Origin of the sequence: Streptococcus sp. 20925_1_22 (genome assembly GCF_041431685.1) — a bacterium.
Classification (GTDB): Bacteria; Bacillota; Bacilli; order Lactobacillales; family Streptococcaceae; genus Streptococcus.
This window is the reverse complement of the sequence record NZ_JAPVYE010000009.1, coordinates 41218-61623: the sequence shown is the minus strand read 5'-3', so window position 1 is coordinate 61623 and position 20406 is coordinate 41218. Positions and strand designations below refer to the sequence as shown.

Below are 20406 nucleotides of genomic sequence, written 5' to 3'. Positions count from 1 at the left end.
CCTCCTTATTTTTCTGCAACGACCACAGTGATGTGGCTTGTGCGTTTGTTGATTGGTGAAGCTGAACCTTTAGCGCGCGGACGGAAACGTTTCATAGTTGGTCCTTCGTTTGCGAAAGCTTCAGATACTACCAAGTTTGCTTTTTCCAAACCAAAGTTGTTTTCAGCATTAGCGATTGCAGAGTTCAAAACTTTTTCGATAATGCCAGCAGCTTTGTTTGGCGTGAATTTCAAGATTGCGATTGCGTCAGCGACGTTTTTACCACGAATATTGTCAAGAACCAGACGAGATTTACGAGGTGAAACACGCACTGTACGAGCCATTGCTTTAGCTGAAGTAATTTCTGCCATTTATGTTCTCCTTATTTTCTACGTGTTTTCTTGTCGTCTGCAGCGTGACCCTTGTAAGTACGAGTTGGCGCAAATTCACCAAGCTTGTGACCTACCATGTCTTCCTGGATGTAAACAGGCACGTGTTTACGTCCGTCATAAACTGCGATTGTGTAACCAATGAAACTTGGGAAGATCGTTGAACGACGTGACCAAGTTTTGATGACTTTTTTCTTTTCGTCGTTAGCTTGAGCTTCAACTTTCTTCATCAGATGCTCATCGACGAAAGGTCCTTTTTTAAGACTGCGTCCCATTTTATATTTTCTCCTTTAAATAAGTACCACAGCGGCCTGCGCTGACTAAGCAGCGCTACCGAGCTGGCGGATAGATTGTTTTAAATTATTTCTCGTTGCGACGACGAACGATAAGTTTGTCAGATTTCGCTTTTTTGTTACGAGTTTTAAGTCCAAGAGCAGGTTTGCCCCATGGAGTAGATGGCGCTTTACGACCAACTGGTGCTTTACCTTCACCACCACCGTGTGGGTGATCGTTAGGGTTCATTACAGAACCGCGAACTGTTGGGCGGATACCTTTCCAACGGCTACGTCCTGCTTTACCAAGGTTTACAAGTCCATGTTGTTCGTTTCCGACAACACCAACTGTAGCGCGGCAAGTACCAAGAATCATACGAACTTCGCCTGATTGAAGGCGAACAAGAGTGTACTTACCTTCTTGACCCAATACTTGAGCAGAAGCTCCAGCAGCACGAACCAATTCTCCACCGCGGCCTGGCTTCAACTCAATGTTGTGAACCAAAGTACCAACTGGGATGTTAGCAAGCGGAAGAGCGTTTCCGACTTTGATATCTGCTTCAGGACCTGAAACGATGCGTTGACCAACTTCAAGACCTTTAGGAGCAATGATATAAGCTTTCACACCGTCAGTGTAGTGAACCAAAGCGATGTTTGCTGAACGATTTGGATCATACTCAATTGTTTTTACAACTGCTTCAACAGCGTCTTTGTTACGCTTGAAGTCAATCAAACGGTAGTGACGCTTGTGACCGCCACCTTGGTGACGAACAGTGATGCGACCGTTGTTGTTACGACCAGCCTTGCTCTTCAAAGAAACAAGCAAAGATTTTTCTGGAGTGCTGGTAGTGATTTCAGCGAAATCCAAAGAAGTCATATTACGGCGACCGTTTGTTGTTGGTTTATAAACACGAATTCCCACGATATTTCCTCCTTAGATTATTCTTCTTCTGCACCGAACAACTCGATTGCTTTAGAATCAGCTGTCAGTGTTACGATAGCTTTTTTAGTTTTGTTTGTAAAACCAGTGTAGCGTCCAACGCGTTTTGCTTTTGGTTTTACATTGATAGTGTTAACGTTAGCAACCTTAACTCCTTCAAAAGCAGCTTCAACAGCTTGCTTGATCAAGAGCTTGTGAGCGCGAGTGTCCACTTCAAATACGTATTTGCCTGCTTCGTACTGAGCCATTGAGCCTTCAGTGATAACAGGTTTTTTGATTACGTCGTACAAATTCATTATGCAAGAACCTCCTCAATTTTAGAGATAGCTGCCTGAGTAACCAGAAGTTTATCGCTGTTTACGATGTCCAGAACGCTTGCAGTTGTTGCAGTTGCAACTTTCACATTTGGAAGGTTGCGAGCTGAAAGTGCAGCGAATTCGTTTCCTTCTTCAAGGATAACAAGAACTTTCGTATCGATGCTCAGTGCAGCAAGCACTTTTGCAAACTCAGCAGTTTTTGGAGCTGTAAATGAAAGGCTGTCTACAGCTACGAATTTGTTTTCAGCAACTTTTTCAGAGTAAACTGATTTCAATGCCAATCTACGAACTTTACGTGGAAGTTTGTAAGCATATGAGCGAGGAGTTGGACCGAATACGATACCACCACCACGCCATTGTGGAGAGCGGATAGAACCTTGACGAGCACGTCCAGTTCCTTTTTGACGCCATGGTTTGCGTCCGCCGCCTGATACTGCAGAACGGTTTTTAACAGCGTGAGTTCCTTGACGAAGGCTAGCGCGTTGGCTGATGATAACATCAAAGACAACTGATTCATTTGGTTCAATACCAAAGACCGCATCGTTCAGAACTACTTCACCAGCTTCTTTACCAGTTTGGTCAAATAATTTTACGTTTGCCATTGTGACTGATTTCCCCTTTCTTTATTATTTACCAGCTTTAACTGCTGACTTGATAGTGATAAGAGATTTCTTAGCACCTGGTACGTTACCTTTAATCAGGATAACGTTCTTCTCTGGAACAACCTGTACGATTTCAAGGTTTTGAATCGTTACACGGTTGCCACCCATACGTCCAGCCAAGCGTTTGTTTTTGAAAACGCGGTTTGGCGCAACTGGTCCCATTGAACCAGGACGACGATGGTAACGTGAACCGTGAGCCATTGGACCACGAGATTGGCCGTGGCGCTTGATAACACCTTGGAAACCTTTACCTTTTGAAGTTCCTGTTACATCAACAACATCACCAGCTTCGAATGTATCGACAGTGATTTCTGCTCCTACTTCCAAGCCTTCAATGTTTTTGAATTCACGAATGAAGCGCTTAGGAGCTGTGTTAGCTTTCGCTACATGGCCTTTGGCAGGTTTGTTGCTCAATACGTCACGAAGGTCATCAAAACCAACTTGAACTGCGTTGTAACCATCTGTTTCAACTGTTTTAACTTGAAGAACAACGTTTGGAGCTGCTTCAACAACAGTTACAGGGATTAATTCGCCAGCTTCAGTGAAGATTTGAGTCATTCCCACTTTTTTCCCTAAGATTCCTTTTGTCATGAGAAAATGTTTCCTTTTCTATATTTTTTTCAAAAAGTTTTTAACGAGCGTTTTTCATGCTCTGGTTTAGAACAAACTTTAGATTAAAGTTTAATCTCTACGTTCACACCACTTGGAAGATCCAATTTCATCAAAGCGTCAACTGTTTTTTGAGTTGGGTTGATGATGTCGATCAAGCGTTTGTGAGTACGCATTTCAAATTGTTCGCGAGAGTCTTTGTATTTGTGAGTCGCACGAATGATTGTGTAGAGGCTGCGCTCAGTTGGAAGTGGGATTGGACCCGCAACTTCAGCACCAGTACGAGTAGCAGTTTCTACGATTTTTGCAGCCGCTGTATCAAGTGTACGATGTTCGTAAGCTTTCAAACGGATGCGGATTTTTTTGTTTGCCATCTTTTTCTCCTTTTCGTCTATTTAAGATAATAGGCTAGCTCCACAAGAAAACCGACAGGCAATTGCGTGGCAATGCAACCGAGCGTGTCGCAACCTCTTGCATCAAAGCTACACGCTGTATTTTTACAGCACCATAGTATCTTAACACAAAGAACCAGTCATTGCAAGGGATTTGAGTAATTTTTTAAAGATTTTTAGGATAATTTTTTATGAAAGTGTTTTCTAAACAATTTATAAGTCTTGTAAGTCATTATCTAGATGAAAATTTAGACTTTTCACCTATTTATTCGATTTTGTATTCAGAAAATACAAAATCTCACTGACATGAGCATCAGTGAGATCAAAAATGAAAATTTACCCTTGGCTACTTTGTTTTATAGAAATGGGCTGTCCTTTTCAATGCGAAAGCTGTTGCCCGACTGGCAGATGACAAGGTCTGCAGATGCTAGATAGGGTTGATAAAAGTGCCTATATTGCTCTCGTCGAGCCAGATGCGTCTGCTCTATCCACTCTGGCCTGCGCTCTCGCACAGCCACATCCCGAGCCAAGCGGCGCTCTAACTCGGTCTGATCGTCCGTGTAAAAGCAAATTGACAAATCAAACAAACTTTCAGGCAAAAAGGCAGCCGACATACCTTCTACTATTAAAATCGGCTTTCCGGCTGATAAACGCAACCTAGGCGACCAAACTGTGCCAATAGTCAGAATATCCAGACCAGACTGCAAGGCGCAAATATCTCGCTCCAGACTGCTTAGTTCATGAACGGCTGGGATACAGGCTGTTACTTTTTGATGAGGAAAATCTTTGGAACTGAGCAAATCTCGATACTCCCCAGTAATTACATAAGGATCTGTTTCTAGCAGATTGGCTCGCTCCTCACCCAAAACTAGCTGGAGTTTTCGAGCAAAAGTTGACTTGCCCGAAGCACCATGACCATAAATACGCAGGGTGTGGTGTTGGTCGTCTGACAGATAAGCTGTCAATCTTTTCAGCAATTTCTCTTCATCAGACATAGCTTCCCCTTTCAAATGGAGTTTCTTAGAAATTTCGGCTGGATTTATTGTAGCCGTAGCGCTCAATAAAGTCTTCACGGAATTCCAGCAGATTGTCATCCATGATGGCTTGGCGCACCTTCTTCATAAGGTTTACCAAGAAGTAGAGATTGTGATAGCTGGTCAGGCGGATGCCGAAGGTCTCGTCCGCTTTGAGCAAGTGGCGGATATAGGCCCGCGTGTAGTTGGTACATGTGTAGCAATCGCAATCATGGTCAAGCGGCGTGAAATCTTCCTCAAACTGAGCGTTTTTAACAACCAGACGTCCTTCGCTAGTCATACAGGTACCATTTCGGGCAATCCGAGTCGGCAGGACGCAGTCAAACATATCAACGCCACGTATAACCCCATCAATCAAGCTATCTGGCGCTCCAACTCCCATGAGATAGCGGGGCTTATTTTCAGGCAGCATAGGCGTTGTGAAGTCTAGCACTGCATTCATCTCTTCGTGAGACTCTCCGACAGCCAATCCTCCGATAGAGTAGCCTGGGAAATCCATGCTGACCAAGTCTTGAGCAGACTGGCGGCGCAAATCTTCAAAGCCAGCACCCTGAACAATCCCAAAGAGACCTTGGTCGTGTGGACGGCGATGCGCCTTGAGGCCACGCTCTGCCCAACGGCTGGTCCGCTCAATAGACTTCTTGACATAGTCATAAGGTTGGTAGAACTGCGGACACTCATCAAAGGACATCATAATGTCACTGCCCAGATTGTTCTGGATGGAGATGGCCTTTTCTGGCGACAGGAACATTTTGGAACCATTAAGGTGGTTCTTAAAGGTTACTCCTTCTTCTGTGATATTGCGGCTGTCAGCTAGAGAATAGACCTGAAAACCACCGCTATCCGTCAGAATTGGCTGATCCCAGTTCATGAACTTGTGCAAGCCACCTGCACGAGCAATCAGCTCATCGCCCGGCCGCAGCCAAAGGTGGTAAGTATTGGACAAGATGATACCAGAACCCATTTGCTTGAGCTCTTCTGGTGACTGGGTCTTGACCGTCGCCTGGGTACCAACCGGCATAAACATAGGCGTCGGAAAAGTCCCGTGAGGCGTGATAATTTCCCCCAAACGAGCACCTGTATGCTTTTCTTTTTTAATCAAACGATACTGAATCGGTGATGTTGACATGTTTCCTCCTGCTGGGAAAAACAGTCCCAGCGATTTTTCTTCTATATAATGAGCAGCAAGGGCTCACAAGATACCGTATGATTTTACCAAAAAAACTTCTATCTGTCACGGGGTATGATATAATGTAACAGACAAATCCAAATGGAGGAATTATGAATCTAAGTAACATCAGAGCTCAGGCTCGTACCGTCCGCAGTCAAACGAGGGGGATTTTTCTTTTGTTTGCGGCCCCAACCCTTGTCAGCATCCTCAGCATCTTACTTTCCCTCAATGACAATCTAAGAGATTCCATTCCCAACCTAACTTTTAGCCAGTCCATCTATCTTCTCATTAGCAAAAATCTTTTCCCGACAACAATTCAGTTTATCTTGACCTTGCTACTGCTTTCTGCCAGCTATACCATGATGAAGGTTCTTCGTAAGACAAAGGATGACGTTGGCTTTTCAGATATTGGCCAGCTTTTTACCAGCAAGACTTTCACACCTGTCTTCAAGACGGTTTTACTCAAGCAGCTGCTGATTTTTCTTTGGAATATTCCTATGTTCTGCGGGAGTCTTCTAGCAATCTTTAATGCTTATAAAATCATCTCTATTTCGGAAAAAATCCCAGCCCATACAGTAGTGACGGCTCAAAGTGCTGTAGGACAGCAGATTCTTCAATACACCCCTAGTATGTTACTGGGAAGCCTCTTGATATTGGTTGGTCTAGGCATCACCATTCCTCAGTACTACGCATATTCTCAAGCAGAGCTGATCCTATATGACCAGCTTGAGACTGACACCTACTTGGGGGCTTTCTCTGCTATCCGTCAAAGTCGGAAGCTCATGAAGGGCTACAAGGGAAAGCTATTTATGCTAGATCTGAGCTTCATCGGCTGGAATTTACTGGCCAGAATGACTTACGGTGTACTGAATATTATGGTTCTCCCTTATACAGCGACTGCTTACATTCTCTTCTACGAAGAGTTGAAAAAAGAAAAAGCTATTCTAAACGAAAACAACCCGCAAGCAGGGAACTCCTTGTCCTAAGCTTGTGAGTTGTTTTTTTATTTACTATCAGAGTCTATCTTGTCAAGGGCAGAGCAGATTTTGTCAAAAGCTGCCTCTAGTGAATCATCATCTGTGAAAAAGGCTTCCTCTTCCCAGCCCAAGAAGTCTCTGTCTTTCCACCAGCGCTTCATGTCGGCTGGGGTAAATTCTTCTTGCTTCGCTCTAGTCTGATGGCGACGGACTGTTTCTTCAAAGGATAGGTCATAGTAGTAAGCAAAGACCTGCGGAACGAAGATTTTTTTCAACCGTTCTAGCATCTGTCCATAAATGTCTGTCTCATAAAATCCTTCTACCAGAACCAGCAAATCATGCTCGTAGCCGAAGCGAGCTAGTGTTTCCGTCAGGTCAATAGACAAATTTCCAGGCTCGACTTTTTCCTTGAGCATGTCCCGTCTAACCGTATCTTGCGATATCAGGAGAGTCCCTCGGCCGTAGTGAGTCTGCAGTTTCCCAGCGAGACTAGACTTGCCAGAGCCGGAATTTCCACGAATGATAACTAACTCGGCCATCTTATTCGCCTAGAATCAAGCGTGTATGCTCGCGTTTAATGCAGCGGTCCATGACAATGTCGTCCCGACCAGCTGCCCGCAAAATCTGCTCAGCCTCCTCACTCTCCAAGCCCAACTGAGCCCAGAAAATCTTGGCATCCGACTGCAAAAAATCCAGTGCCACATCCGGCAAAAACTCACTGCGGCGGTATATATCGACAATATCCACCGGAAAAGGAATGTCTTTGAGACTGGCATAAACAGTCTCACCAAAAATCTGACTGCCCGCTGCCCGCGGATTGACTGGAATAATACGATAGCCCCGATCTTGCATCTCTTTGGACACACGGTTACTGGTCGTTTCTTCGCGGTCAGACAGTCCGACAACAGCAATCACTTTGCTGTTTTTCAAATAATGCTTGACGATTGCATCACTGGGATTTTGAAAATGATAAGTCATAGATTTCCTCCTCATTCATAATAAAGCTGGATAATTTTGCAGTGTTTGCGTCTTAACTGAGTCTGAGCTAAAACCTCGGAAAATAGATAATCCGTTCTAGGAGCATCGCTCCTCCGTCCGAATTGCTAATTTTCAGTCGGTTTTGACGCTCTTTGTATCTTGTTTTATTTCGCCTCGTACCATGTTTGGCCGGCATTTTCATCAGCTACTAGCGGAACGGCTAGCTCAATCGCAGCTTCCATGGTTTCTTTGACTAGCTGGCGGACGGCTGTTAGCTCGTCATTTAGCACTTCCAGCACGATTTCATCGTGCACCTGCAAGAGCATGCGAGACTTGAAATTCTTCTCTGTCAGAGCTCGGTCCAGATTAATCATAGCGACTTTGAGAATGTCTGCAGCGGAGCCTTGGATCGGGCTGTTAATGGCTGTGCGCTCCGCAAAATTTCGGATGTTAAAGTTGCGGGAATTGATGTCCGGCAAGGAGCGACGGCGATGGTAAATAGTCTCTACATAACCCTTATCACGTGCTTCACGAACGATGGTTTCCATATAATTCTTGATACCAGGGAAACGCTCAAAATAGGTCTGGATATAGTCCTTAGCAGCCTTGCGGGAAATTCCCAAATTATTGGCCAGTCCGAAGTCGGAAATTCCATAGACCACTCCAAAGTTGACAGCCTTAGCATTGCGGCGATCATTAGGTGTCACATCCTCTGCCTTTTCAATACCAAAGACCCGCATGGCTGTAGCCGTATGAATGTCTTCTCCATGTTGGAAGGCAGCAATCAGATGTTCGTCCTGCGAAATATGAGCCAGCACCCGCAGCTCAATCTGGGAATAATCCGAGCTGAGTAGTGCGCTATCTCCCCACTCTGGTACAAAAGCCTTGCGAATGAGGCGCCCTTGCTCCAAACGAACGGGGATATTCTGCAAGTTCGGGTCAACCGAGGACAGGCGGCCAGTCTGAGTCAAATCCTGAACATAGCGAGTGTGAATCTTGCCGTCAGCCGCTATCGCCTCTTGCAATCCGATAATGTAAGTCGACTGAAGCTTGCTGATTTGACGGTATTCCAGAATCTTAGACACAATCGGTGCAATGGGAGCTAGGCGCTCCAGCACATCAACCGCTGTCGAGTAACCTGTCTTGGTCTTTTTGGTGTACTCCAGTGGCAACCCCATATCCTCAAAGAGAATGGTTCCCAGCTGTTTCGGTGAGTTGATATTGAACTCCTGACCAGCCAGATTATAAATCTCCTGAGTCAGGCTTTCCAGCGTCTTTTCATTTTCTGCCTGCATGCCCTGCAGGGTTTCCCGCTCAACCTTGATCCCCGCAATCTCCATCTTAGCTAGGACAAAGGCCAGCGGCTGCTCCATCTCAAGCAACAAATCCAGCTGATCGTGGGAACGGAGCTGTTCTTGCATTGGCTCTTCTGTTTCCAGCAGTACCTGAACCTTACGAGCCAGATGCTCAAAGAGCTGCGCTTGCTCCGGTAAAGCACGCTTGGCTCCCTTGCCATAAACTTCGTCATCAGTCGGCAGAATCGTTTGACCGTAGAGGCGAGCAATAGTCGCCAGCTCATTGTCCTCGACCGTCGAAAGCAGATACTTGGCCAGGCGTGCATCAAAGGATGCTGCTGGCAGTTCGATACCATAATGACTGAGCAGTACCTTGGCCCGCTTGAGGTCGTAGGTTTTCAGAGCTGTTTTTGTCAAAAACTCCTGAAAGAGAGGTTGCTGCAGTAAATCGCTAGTGCCGACATAAATCTGACGGCTATCGCCCCAGGCAAGACCGACAACCTCTTCCTTATGGTAGTTGTCATCCAAGATTTCAAAATAGAAGAACTGCTCTGGTGCAAGCATATCCTCTGTGACCTCAGTCACTTTGGTAAATTCAATTGGTTTGACTTCTACCGGCTCTTGACCAGTTCCTAGCTGAGCCTTGAGCTGCTTGAAGCCCATCTCGTCGTAGAACTTGCTCAGAGCCTCTACCTGAGGACCCTTATAAACCAAATCATCCAGCCCGATTTCAACCGGAGCCTGAGTATTGATAGTAGCTAGAGTTTTAGATAAGAAAGCCTTGTCCTTGTCATTGATGAGATTTTCCTTCATCTTGGAAGCCTTGAGCTGGTCAATGTTTTCATAGAGATTTTCCAAAGAGCCATACTCCAAGAGGAGCTTGAGGCCAGTCTTCTCACCAATCTTGGTCACGCCAGGGATATTATCCGACTGATCGCCCATCAGCGCCTTAAGGTCAATGAACTGCTCTGGCGTGATGCCCATCTTTTCCATGAGGTAGGCAGGGGTAAATTCCTCAAACTCGGCCACGCCTTTCTTGGAAATTTCCACCACGGTATTGTCATCCGTCAGCTGAATCAAGTCTTTATCGCCGCTGACAATGGTCACATCGTAAGGAACAGCTGTCTTTTCAGCCATCTTGTCCAAGGTCCCGATGATGTCATCTGCCTCATACTGGGCTAAATCGTAGAAGTGAATGCCTAAGTGCTGCAGCATTTCTCGGATAAAGGGCAGCTGCTCACGAAATTCATCCGGTGTCTTGGCCCGACCAGCCTTATAGTCGGCGTACATCTCAGTCCGGAAGGTGGTCTTACCAGCATCAAAAGCTACCAGGACATGGGTCGGCTGCACGCGCTCCAAAAGATGATTGAGCATGAGGTGAAAGCCATAAATAGCATTGGTATGCAGGCCTGATGGACTCTTGAAACGGTCGATTTGATTATAAAGCGCAAAAAAAGCGCGAAAAGCAACGGACGAACCGTCGATTAATAATAACTTATTCTTTTTTTCCATAGGTTTATTATAACACGAAAGGCGAACAAAGACAGAAAAGGTGGCGTGGAAAATTTAAAAGTGATTTTAATAATTCCTGTATGTTATAATAATAAAAACTGGAGGTAAAAGATGTTTCCAATCCGTATTACAACTCTTGTGACTGAGGAAGTGTATCAACGATTTGCATGGTCTGTTTTCTTACGCGGGAAAAGATTCTTGCTGAATATGTTCATTTTGATAGGAATCCTGTCTCTCTATCTAATCTTCCTACCTGACAACCTGAAGCGTTTTTCTTTCTTTACCGTGCTATTTATATCTTTGGTGACATTCTCAGCAATGTATTTTGGCATGGACTTTCAGATAAAGAAAGCCTATCAAAAAACTCCTTTCTGGAAGGATATGGAGCAAACTCTTATATTTGAGAAAGATAAATTTTCTGTGAAAAGCAAACGAGGAGAGTTGCTTTATAGCTATAATGACATCGTCAAAGTTTTTCATACTAAGGAAGATTTTTATATTATGTTGGGACCAAATATCGGCTTCCCTATCGAAAAAGAAAACTGCACTCCCGAGGCTCTTGAATTCTTGCTAGAACTTCACATTGAGCATATGTAAAAGAAAAAGCAGTCTAGACTGATAGTAGATCAGTTCTGGCCTGCTTTTTATCTTGTAAATAATTGCTTGATGTCCACCAACTTCTCTATCTTCTGATTGATTTCTGGTCGGTAGTCACAGAAGTTAATGCTCTGGATGCCACTGTTGACTGCGACATCCACATCCAGTGTCCGATCGCCGATATAGTAGGTTTTCTGCTTATCCAGGCCATATTTCGCGAGCAGATAGTCGACACCCTCTGGGTGGGGCTTACGCTCAAAGCCGTTGGCTGTTGTGATGATTTCTGTAAAATAGTCATGAATTCCCAAGTCTTTTAAGATTTGATGAGCATTGAGTCCCTTGTGGGTATAGACGAACTGGGCAATGCCCTGCTCTTCAGCCCAGGCCAGTATCTCCGCAGCTCCTTCCATCAGATGGATCTGAGCATTCTTTTCCTTTAGGCTTGCTCCACGAAAGGCATTCATCTCGGCAGCATCTAGACCTTTCTCAGACGCTACTTTTTCCAAGAGCTTCTGGACAGAGTGCTTTAGGATATAGCTGTGGATGCCTTCTCTGTCAAAGTCCAGACCATAGTGAGCATAGGTTTCCTCAATCCCTGCCAAAATAGCATCGTAGGAGTCCAGCAAGGTGCCGTCCAAATCCCAAATAAACGCTTTTGTCATGTGATTTCCCTCATTTTTCTGTCAAATAAAACCTTTAAAAACAGCCAGCGGAAGCCATTGTCCAAGAGCATCCCAGTCCAGACCCCCGGCAGACCAAAGCCAAAGGTCACACCCAGCAAGTAACCGACAATGATGCGAATCAGCCACATGCCAACAGTCGTGGCATAAAAAGGCAGTCTGGCATTACCCAGCCCCTGCCAAATCGCTGTGTAAATCACGGTACCCACCGCCATGGGAGTTCCCAGCAAGGAGAAAAGCATGACCGAAAGACTGGCTGTGATCGCTCCGCTATTGTCCGTATAGAGCAAGGTCAGCGGCCGACCAAAAGCAAAAATTCCTAGAGCCACGGGCAGCATGCAAGCAAAAGACAGCCAGAAGGTTCGCTGACGAATCAGACCGACTTCTTTCATATCTCCCTTACCTACCGCATGGCCTACCAGCATGACTGTTGCTGTCGCGACCCCAAAGATTGGCATATAATTAAACTGAGTCAGGACTTCACCGATGGCATTCCCCGCTACTGCGTCTGTCCCAAAGACGACCACAACGGCGATAATAACTACATCACCGGCCCGCATCATGAGCCGCTCTCCAGCAGCCGGCAGAGACAGGCGCAAGAGCTCTCCATCTAACCCCCAGCGCCAGCGGATTATGGACAAATCCAGCTCCCGCCAGAGAATCAGCACACCGACCAAACGAGCCAGCACCGTTCCCAACGCTACACCGATAATACCAAGCCGAAAGACATAAATCCCCAAACCGGAAAAGAGGGCATTGAGGACATTGGTCAGAAGACTGACATACAAGGGAAATCTAGGATTGCGCGTGACCCGCACTAAAGCTCCAAAAGAAGTCATCAAGCCTAGCAGAACAATTGTCCCACCAACCAGAGCCAGATAAAGACCGCCTGCTTCAGCCACCGCCTTTTCTGTCCCCAGAAGATCCAGCATCTGCCTGCCAAAGAGCAGGGAAATCAGCCCCAACAGAAGGCTCAGAAGCAACGTCAGCTTAATAGCCTCAGCTGTATGATAGGCCAGACGCTCCTTGTCCCCCTGAGCCAGAGTCTTGGAGATGAGACTGGAAATAGCAGCCCCCAGAGCGATAAAGATTGCCTGATAAATCGTAATGATGTTGCCGGCCACCGAGACACCGGAAATCGCAATCAGCCCAAGACTGGCCACCAGATAGCTGTCGACCATTCCCATGAGCATCTGCAAAAAATTCTCCGCCATAGCCGGCAAGGCGATATTCATGATTTTTTTATAAGTCGTCATTGTCTGAAAATCTCCTGCATTTGTATATCCTTTCTTACTTGAAATTTCCACTCTCCACCTTAGAGAATAGAAAGCGGTGGGACTATTGTCCTACCGCATATGAATCTCCTATCACAAAATCTCGTTTTAAGCGCAAACTCCCACACTATACCGCTTCGCATTCCCAAACTTAATGGGTATCTTCATTCCTCAACAAAAAGTCCCAAGATATGGACATTGTCTGCAACGGAGACGAAGGCAGCTGGATCTGTATGCTTCATGATTTGTTTGAATTCATTAAACTCAGCTCGGGTAATAACTGTTACCAGAACAGCTTTTTTCTCATGATTGTAAGTTCCCTCGGCGCCATGGATCACTGTCGCCCCGCGATGCAGCTTGTTGTGAATCTTATCAATCACCCTGTCCGGATGGCTGGTGATAATCATAGCCTGCATGCGCTTCTGCTTGGTAAAAACAGCATCCGTCACCCGGCTTGATACAAAAATAGTAATCATAGAGTACAGCGCATATTCCCAGCCAAAGGTTAGACCCGCAATCAGCATAATAATCCCATTGACAATCAAGGAAATATTCCCGACATTCCGGCCTGTTTTTTTCCGAACAGTCAGACTGACAATATCAGTCCCACCGCTGGAAATGCTGGACTTAAGGGCAAAGCCAATCCCCGTGCCCATGACCACACCGCCGAAAAGGGCGTTGATAATAGGATTATCAGTCAAGGTTACTTCCGGCACAAACTGGATAAAGAGCGAGCTCATGGTAACTGTGATAAAGGTAAAAATGGTAAACTTATGCCCAATCTGGTACCAGGCCAGGATCATCAGCGGAATATTAATGGCGTAAAAGGTCACAGAAACCGGAATGGTAAAACCAAAGAAACGAGTACTGAGAGCAGTAATGACCTGAGCCAGACCAGTCGCCCCGCTGGAATAAACATGCCCCGGCTGAAAGAAGAAATTGACTGCGACAGCCGACAAAAAGCCATAGACAAGAGAGGCAGAAATCTTCTCATCGTACTTCTCACGCGAGATACTCTTTAAAGACCGCAATATCTTAAAATTATAAGCAAACCTGCGGACATAATAGCGAAAGAGTTTGTAAAAATTAGTCTTCTTCATGTGCTTCCACTTGTAAACTTAATTCCTCTAGTTGAGCGACCGACACTGGACTAGGCGCCTGTGTCATTGGATCAGAAGCCTTGTTATTTTTCGGAAAGGCGATGACTTCGCGGATATTTTCTTCACCAGCCAAGAGCATCACAAAGCGGTCCAAGCCCAGAGCTAGGCCACCATGTGGTGGAAAGCCATAGTCCATTGCCTCCAAAAGGAAGCCAAATTGCTCGGCAGCTTCTTGAGCTGAGAAGCCAAGCGCCTTGAACATCCGCTCCTGAAAGTCTTTCTGGTTGATCCGAAGACTGCCGCCACCTAACTCATAACCATTGAGGACGATATCATAAGCCACAGCCCTTACCTTGCTCAGGTCACCTTCCAGCTCTTGCTCAGAATCTTTCTGAGGCAGGGTGAAAGGATGGTGGGCACTCATGTAGCGGCCTTCTTCTTCTGACCATTCAAACATGGGCCAGTCCACCACCCAAAGGTAGTTAAAGGTATCTGGGTCAATCAAGTCCAACTCTTTGGCCAAGCGTACACGAAGAGCTCCCAAAGCAGCATTTGCCACTTCCAAAGTATCAGCCACAAAGAGTACTAGGTCATTATTTTCAAGCTGTAAAGCTTCTGTCAACTGACTTGTCAAGTCTGTCAAGAACTTAGCAACTGGCCCAGCCAACTCACCATCAGCCACTTTCACCCAAGCAAGACCCTTGGCACCATACTGTTTCGCTTGCTCTGTCAGCTTATCAATATCCTTGCGAGAGTATTTATCTGCAGCATTTTTCACCACGATTGCCTTGACAGCTGGAGCTTCTGAAAAGACCTTGAAGTCAACTCCCTTGACAAGCTCTGTCAAGTCCTGCAACAACATCTCAAAACGAGTATCAGGCTTATCAACACCATAAAGAGCCATAGCATCATCATACTTCATACGAGGGAAAGGCAGAGAAACATCAATACCTTTGGTCTCTTTCATCACACGAGCAATCAAGCCTTCTGTAATGTCCTGAATCTCCTGATCAGACAAGAAAGAAGTCTCCAAGTCCACCTGAGTAAACTCTGGCTGGCGATCACCTCGCAAGTCCTCGTCACGGAAGCATTTAACAATCTGGTAATAACGGTCGAAACCAGCATTCATCAAGAGCTGTTTGGTAATCTGCGGACTCTGTGGCAGAGCGTAAAAATGCCCCTGATGGACCCGACTAGGCACTAAGTAATCACGCGCTCCTTCTGGTGTTGACTTAGATAAGAAAGGCGTTTCCACATCAAGGAACTCTAGCTCATCTAGATAGTTGCGGATAGAGTGAGTCACCTTGGCACGGAGCTTGAAGTTCTCCAGCATCTCTGGCCGACGCAAGTCCAGATAACGGTAGCGCAAACGCGTATCGTCATTCACCTCGATGCCATCTTTGATTTCAAAAGGAGTCGTCTTGGCTGTATTTAAAACCGTCAGACTCTCCACATGCAACTCCACACTTCCTGTCGCTAGCTTGTCATTGGCCTGCTCACGCGCAGCCACCTTACCGGTCACCTCCAGCACAAACTCACTGCGCAGACTTTCTGCTGTCGCCATGACCTCTGCAGCCACTGTCTCAGGATTGATGACCAGCTGCATAATGCCTTCGCGGTCACGCAAATCAATGAAAATCAAACCGCCCAAATCCCGACGGCGGGCTACCCAGCCCTTCAAAGTGACTTCCTGACCAACATGCTCCTTGCGAACACGCCCAGCATACATAGAACGTTTCATCTTTACTCTCCAAATTTTTAATTCTGTTACTATTTTACCACAAAGAGCCTAAGAAAGCCCTTCTGTCCGTTCTTTTTCTGAAAAATATTAAAGCTCCGCATGACTTATGCTGACATTTATGACAAAAGGCCTGAGGCGAAGACCCCAGACCTACTGTCTACTCTATAGATTATTCCTTTTTCTTGCTATCCTCATAGAGACTGGGCGCAAACGCTTTTGTCACCATGGCCGTCAAGAAGCGAAAACATCCCGCTGCCAGACCAAAAATCGGCGCCAAAGCACGGAAGAAAAAATCACCCCGCATAAAATAACAAAGCAGACCAGTAATCACAAAGATAGCAAACCCCTGCACCAGAGCCACCAATAATATTTTCTTCATCATTCCCTCGACTTTCTAAAGACTATTATAGCATAAGAAAGGAAGGTTAGGACAGAAACTGTAACCTTTTGAAAAATAGCTAGGTAGAGGAATGAGGTGGTCAATGAAATTACGGAAGTTTATAGTCTTCTTTCATTTGTTTTGATACATTATACTGCTTTTTCTGTGTAGGAGTCAGCCTAGCTTGTGGATTAGAATAAGTAAACATCGAAGTCTCAGTAGCAATTCCTGTAGCTAAATCGTTATCCATTTGCAAAAAATAATAAGCCACCTGATTTAAATATACATCCAGAGAATCTACTGTGTTTACTAAATTAGCACTCATTTTGTTAAGGGCATCCTCTGCTCCCTGCATCGATTCTGTTGCAGAGGATTGGATTAACCCTGTAATTTCTCCTTCAAATTTTTTATTCATTTCCTGCATACTAGTTTTGCAGGCTGTTAGCTTTTCAGCATCTATCTCTTTACGACTCATCAGTATACCCTTTCTTGTAAAATCGATTTATTCTGTTTTTGTTTCATTAATTCCTTATCCTTACTCTCATCATAAAACTGGTTGAATTCCTCTTTAGAGTTAAAAGGATGTTCCAATCCATCTTTACTGATACTTGCTGGAATTACACCTTCATATAAGTCTGTATCCGAAGGAACCAATAGACTATAAAACTCTAGATAGTCTTTAACGCTCTTATCAAGTATATAAAGTTGAGAGTTCGTTTTTTCCAATAATGCCGCTGCCTTCGGGTCTGTTTGCGCCATCAAGCTATTTTGAATCCAACTTGTATCCACAGCTTCGCCTAAAGGATATAAAATAGGAAATCTGAAATTCCCCAACTTTTCATCAAATTGTTGCCTATTTAGTTTAAAATTAAAGGTGGGACTTTGGTATTGTGCTTTCTTGTTATCTTCCCATTCAATTTTTCGAGTATCAAGATTGTACCAAAGAGTTTGAAACTTCTCATGTTCCCCAGACTCAGAGGCAAGAATAGACAAATAATTATTCCCATCAATGACAGTTAATGTTTCCAGTATTCCTCTAGGTAAATATTTAGAATTATAGTCTGAAACTAATTTATACAAATCTTCTTTATAGCCCTCTAGCTGTTGATTCTTAATGTGGTAAATGGATAAGGTATAATAGTTATCTTCATTTTTTTTATCAAGATAATTCGGTCTTGATGGAAGTTTTATGTTCTCTCGAACAATATAGTTGGCATTACGCGCACCACGTGTCACTTTCACTGGACCTTCTAAGGCTTTCAGTGAAGTAATATACTTCCGAACTAAAGCATCTTCCTCTGGATTTTCTGATTTCCAATGAACAGCTACTCCTGTACCATTTTCAAGAAAAGAATAGTCATCAATTGTAAAAGTTCCTGTATAATAATTTAAGGATTCATAAGTTTCTTTTTCTTCCTCAGCTTTTCGAACCTGTTCTTGTTTTAAATGACACTGCCAAGCAAATATAGCAAGTCCCAAGACTGCTACAGCAAGAAGACTTAACAATAATTTTCTTCTCATTACTCACTTCTCCTCTATCTATTATTAGGCACCATATTTTGTGCTCATATACGTTTCAAATTCTGTTAGCGCATTTTCGCCTACTACTTCCTCAATGCCACTAACAAGGGCCTGAAGCTGGTCTGGAGTCATTTTCGAAATATCTAAATCACTATTTCCGAGTAGATAATTTTTCATGGTTTCATCTCCCTCAAATCTCTGAGAAATGATTTGCTGAGCAGTATCACCAGGGGCGACACCCTCAATTCCATTTATACTCATTTGGTATTCGATATACCCAAGAATACCTTGATTGTTCAGTTCTTCTGTTCTTTGCGTACTACCATAGTCCATATAAACATTTGGATCTTGGATGACTATATCCTTCCCATCTTTTAATTGCCATACTCCCTGTCCAGTAAGAGCTCCATAAAACTTTCTAGTATTTTCATCTAACTTACCAGCAATTTCTTTCTTCTTTTCTTGTAGTTCAAGAAATCCTCCAATAGAATCAATCACATTTTGAGCGTAAGGAGAACCCCCACTAATTTGTCTATTAATTTTACCAGAGGTTACTTCTTCTAGAAATCCAAGTCCCCCCTCAGTTGAATCTGATAAATTCGCTTTGCCAAGGGCATCAAGTGTATCAAAGGCAGCTACTGCCGCTGGACCACCTACGTACATCAATATTCCTTTAAAACCATTTTTAGAAAGCGTTTCAGCAAATTCCTTATCAGCTTCTTGAAGTTCTTCATCTAGCTTCTTAGCTTCTGCAACGAATTCGCCTTCCAATTGTCCAATATAACCACTCTCTAAGTGAGAGTTATAAATTTTCTCCTTTCCCTTATCTCCAACTGCAATTTGGGAGTAATCTACTGGCGTGTTTTCGGATTTGAATTCTGTAGCTTTTTTTTCAGTGACAACTAAATCCCACTCTCCATTTTTCCCACGCCTAATTTGTAGGCCTCTTTTATCATATGAAAAATCATAACCGTCAGGTTTATAGTGATTGTTTCCACGTGGTCTAACATCATGACTAGAGCCAATTTTTAAGATACGTATTGCAGCTAGAACTCCTGAAGCTTCATTCATATGATTTAACTCATTTTCATACGCCAGCCATGTTTCACTAGTTTTATCGTTGGGATTTTGTTTCTCATACTCCCTCATTTTTCCGCCCTGCAGTTTTTGTAAAACTTTCATAGCTATATTAGTATTCGTGCTGAATTCTTTCACTTTGCCTTTTGTCTTATTTTCCATAGATCCAAGTAAGCGATTCATCTTTTCCTCACCTTTCGGATCTGATGTAAACCAAGCTAATACTTCTCTAGCCATATTTTGATAACCTGATTTGGAAATTTTGCTTGAATCAATATTCATTATTGCTTCAATATCATCTGTAAATATTGCCTTAACCATTTGGACATCTTCTTTAGACATAATTCTATCAAGATAATTTAATCTCTCAATCGTCATATTATTATTTTTTATAATGGCATCATAAATTACTTCTGGGCCGACTCCTATAATAGCTTGAGCATTTTGAATAGTATCAGCTAGATCTTCAAAGGTTGCCTTACCTGTCTCAGCTACTTTCTTTAAAGCATCATCCGCATCTGAAATGCCTTGATGAGTGGTGTTTCGAGCATTAACTTCATCATTAATGAAAGCTTGGGCTCTCTCATCATATCCTGTGAAATCAACGGTCCCAAAACCTAGGGCCTCTTGCGCTTCTTCCATTAAGGGTTTAAGCCCATTTTTCTTGGCAATCATCTCTTCATACTGAGGGCCTTTTAGTGTATTAACAATACCGTCAATAGCTCCTTTATCAGTATAGGCAAAATTACCAAATCCTAGGCCTTGGACGGTATGCCCAAAGTCTGAGACCCCTTCTCCGTAAGTTTTTAAAACTTCAGGAGCTTGTTGAAAGACTTGGTCCTGCAGAATGTTTAATTTACCAAAAAAGGCATTAATCACCTCTCCTCTTTGACCTCCTACACGATCTGTAAAGGATCGCTGTGTTTGGGCAGCTGCCGCTGTTAGTGCAACTGAAAAACTCGTAATGGATTCTCCATAGCTTTGAATACCACCCAAATTATGCGCTTTAACACTATAACTCATCTGTCTACTCCTTCTCTATTCTATTTCGTCTTAAACGTTGGCGTTTTAAGTAAGCTATTATTTCGATATTCTTCCCATTCACTAGCTACAGCTGCCGAAATCTGAGTTTCTAAAGAGGCGATTTCAAGCTTCAATAATTCAACCATCGTATCACGTTTTGTATCCAATAAAGTGGATAAAGTTTTGATATCCGTTTGTTCTTGCCTACGCTCTTCATCGTACTTATCTCCAGCAACGCTACCTAGAGCACCATTAATACTAAAGGTCATACTTCCAATCGCGCCTATTGAACCATTCAATGCATTGGTTACTTGCTTATCATCAATATTGCAGGAATATCCTTCTAACCTACTCTTGATGGCCTCTAACCGTGCTTTTTTGGCTTTCAAACCTGCTGATGCTCCAAAAGGATTACCAGGAAAAGTCATAGGGGTATATAAATAATTAAAACCGTTCATTTTGTTTCCTCTCTATTTTATAATTTAGT

General features: G+C 43.9%; 23 protein-coding genes. 2 read left to right on the top strand and 21 right to left on the bottom strand.

The window, feature by feature from the left end; translation table 11 throughout:
• Positions 1–5: 5 nt before the first annotated feature.
• The 9 genes from rplV to tgt all read right to left on the bottom strand — a co-directional run bounded on the left by rplV (position 6) and on the right by tgt (position 5723).
• Complete coding sequence (gene rplV, locus O3621_RS10905; protein ID WP_002894484.1) at positions 6–350, bottom strand: 50S ribosomal protein L22; 345 nt, start codon at positions 348–350, stop codon at positions 6–8.
• 11 nt (positions 351–361) lie between these two features.
• Positions 362–643 (bottom strand): 30S ribosomal protein S19, encoded by a 282-nt coding sequence (rpsS, locus tag O3621_RS10900; RefSeq protein ID WP_000533766.1) that lies wholly within the window; start codon positions 641–643, stop codon positions 362–364.
• An 85-nt stretch (positions 644–728) separates the two neighbouring features.
• Positions 729–1562, bottom strand: a complete 834-nt coding sequence (rplB, locus tag O3621_RS10895) for a 50S ribosomal protein L2 (RefSeq protein WP_002894482.1) — start codon at positions 1560–1562, stop codon at positions 729–731.
• Between the two features lie 17 nt (positions 1563–1579).
• Positions 1580–1876 carry a 50S ribosomal protein L23 gene (locus tag O3621_RS10890; RefSeq protein ID WP_002894481.1) on the bottom strand — a complete coding sequence of 99 codons (297 nt, stop codon included), beginning with the start codon at positions 1874–1876 and terminating at the stop codon, positions 1580–1582.
• The gene (gene rplD, locus O3621_RS10885) at positions 1876–2499 is read right to left on the bottom strand and encodes a 50S ribosomal protein L4 (RefSeq protein ID WP_002894480.1); all 624 of its coding nucleotides are present in this window, start codon (positions 2497–2499) and stop codon (positions 1876–1878) included. Before rplD ends, O3621_RS10890 begins: the two co-directional genes overlap by 1 nt.
• 24 nt (positions 2500–2523) lie before the next feature.
• Positions 2524–3150, bottom strand: coding sequence for a 50S ribosomal protein L3 (rplC, locus tag O3621_RS10880; protein ID WP_002894479.1), 627 nt, complete (start codon positions 3148–3150; stop codon positions 2524–2526).
• Between the two features lie 83 nt (positions 3151–3233).
• Positions 3234–3542, bottom strand: a complete 309-nt coding sequence (gene rpsJ / locus O3621_RS10875) for a 30S ribosomal protein S10 (protein ID WP_002894478.1) — start codon at positions 3540–3542, stop codon at positions 3234–3236.
• 374 nt (positions 3543–3916) lie between these two features.
• The gene (locus tag O3621_RS10870) at positions 3917–4555 is read right to left on the bottom strand and encodes a phosphoribulokinase (protein ID WP_314448012.1); all 639 of its coding nucleotides are present in this window, start codon (positions 4553–4555) and stop codon (positions 3917–3919) included.
• 25 nt (positions 4556–4580) lie between these two features.
• Positions 4581–5723 (bottom strand): tRNA guanosine(34) transglycosylase Tgt, encoded by a 1143-nt coding sequence (gene tgt / locus O3621_RS10865; RefSeq protein ID WP_314448014.1) that lies wholly within the window; start codon positions 5721–5723, stop codon positions 4581–4583.
• A gap of 152 nt (positions 5724–5875) precedes the next feature.
• Here tgt and O3621_RS10860 point away from each other — a divergent pair, with 152 nt between their 5' ends.
• Complete coding sequence (locus tag O3621_RS10860; protein ID WP_111676784.1) at positions 5876–6751, top strand: DUF975 family protein; 876 nt, start codon at positions 5876–5878, stop codon at positions 6749–6751.
• Positions 6752–6768: 17 nt separating this feature from the next.
• On the opposite strand, the gene O3621_RS10855 is transcribed toward O3621_RS10860, so the two are convergent.
• The 3 genes from O3621_RS10855 to polA form a co-directional block, all read right to left on the bottom strand.
• A complete protein-coding gene (locus O3621_RS10855) occupies positions 6769–7281 on the bottom strand; it encodes a kinase (protein ID WP_111676786.1) in 513 nt (170 codons plus the stop codon).
• Between the two features lies 1 nt (position 7282).
• Complete coding sequence (locus O3621_RS10850; protein WP_111676788.1) at positions 7283–7720, bottom strand: CoA-binding protein; 438 nt, start codon at positions 7718–7720, stop codon at positions 7283–7285.
• Between the two features lie 164 nt (positions 7721–7884).
• Positions 7885–10527: a DNA polymerase I gene (gene polA, locus O3621_RS10845; protein ID WP_371514155.1), complete on the bottom strand. Its 2643-nt coding sequence runs from the start codon at positions 10525–10527 to the stop codon at positions 7885–7887.
• A gap of 111 nt (positions 10528–10638) precedes the next feature.
• Between polA and O3621_RS10840 the strand changes: the two genes are divergently transcribed.
• Complete coding sequence (locus O3621_RS10840; RefSeq protein ID WP_371514154.1) at positions 10639–11124, top strand: YcxB family protein; 486 nt, start codon at positions 10639–10641, stop codon at positions 11122–11124.
• A 47-nt stretch (positions 11125–11171) separates the two neighbouring features.
• Here O3621_RS10840 and O3621_RS10835 read toward each other — a convergent pair whose 3' ends face one another.
• From O3621_RS10835 to O3621_RS10795, 9 genes are all read right to left on the bottom strand, one after another.
• Positions 11172–11786, bottom strand: coding sequence for an HAD-IA family hydrolase (locus O3621_RS10835; RefSeq protein ID WP_371514153.1), 615 nt, complete (start codon positions 11784–11786; stop codon positions 11172–11174).
• A complete protein-coding gene (locus O3621_RS10830) occupies positions 11783–13060 on the bottom strand; it encodes an MATE family efflux transporter (protein ID WP_371514152.1) in 1278 nt (425 codons plus the stop codon). The genes O3621_RS10835 and O3621_RS10830 overlap by 4 nt, the downstream gene beginning before the upstream one ends.
• Positions 13061–13242: 182 nt before the next feature.
• Complete coding sequence (locus O3621_RS10825; protein ID WP_002901837.1) at positions 13243–14178, bottom strand: YitT family protein; 936 nt, start codon at positions 14176–14178, stop codon at positions 13243–13245.
• On the bottom strand, positions 14165–15919 hold the full coding sequence (gene aspS / locus O3621_RS10820; protein ID WP_371514151.1) for an aspartate--tRNA ligase: 1755 nt from the start codon (positions 15917–15919) through the stop codon (positions 14165–14167). The genes O3621_RS10825 and aspS overlap by 14 nt, the downstream gene beginning before the upstream one ends.
• A gap of 169 nt (positions 15920–16088) precedes the next feature.
• Positions 16089–16301, bottom strand: a complete 213-nt coding sequence (locus tag O3621_RS10815; protein ID WP_371514150.1) for a hypothetical protein — start codon at positions 16299–16301, stop codon at positions 16089–16091.
• A 106-nt stretch (positions 16302–16407) separates the two neighbouring features.
• Positions 16408–16773: a hypothetical protein gene (locus tag O3621_RS10810; RefSeq protein ID WP_314448030.1), complete on the bottom strand. Its 366-nt coding sequence runs from the start codon at positions 16771–16773 to the stop codon at positions 16408–16410.
• Positions 16773–17819, bottom strand: coding sequence for a hypothetical protein (locus O3621_RS10805; protein ID WP_314448031.1), 1047 nt, complete (start codon positions 17817–17819; stop codon positions 16773–16775). Before O3621_RS10805 ends, O3621_RS10810 begins: the two co-directional genes overlap by 1 nt.
• Before the next feature lie 24 nt (positions 17820–17843).
• The gene (locus O3621_RS10800; protein ID WP_314448033.1) at positions 17844–19919 is read right to left on the bottom strand and encodes a hypothetical protein; all 2076 of its coding nucleotides are present in this window, start codon (positions 19917–19919) and stop codon (positions 17844–17846) included.
• A 20-nt stretch (positions 19920–19939) separates the two neighbouring features.
• Positions 19940–20377 carry a hypothetical protein gene (locus O3621_RS10795; RefSeq protein ID WP_002908246.1) on the bottom strand — a complete coding sequence of 146 codons (438 nt, stop codon included), beginning with the start codon at positions 20375–20377 and terminating at the stop codon, positions 19940–19942.
• Between the last annotated feature and the right edge of the window lie 29 nt (positions 20378–20406).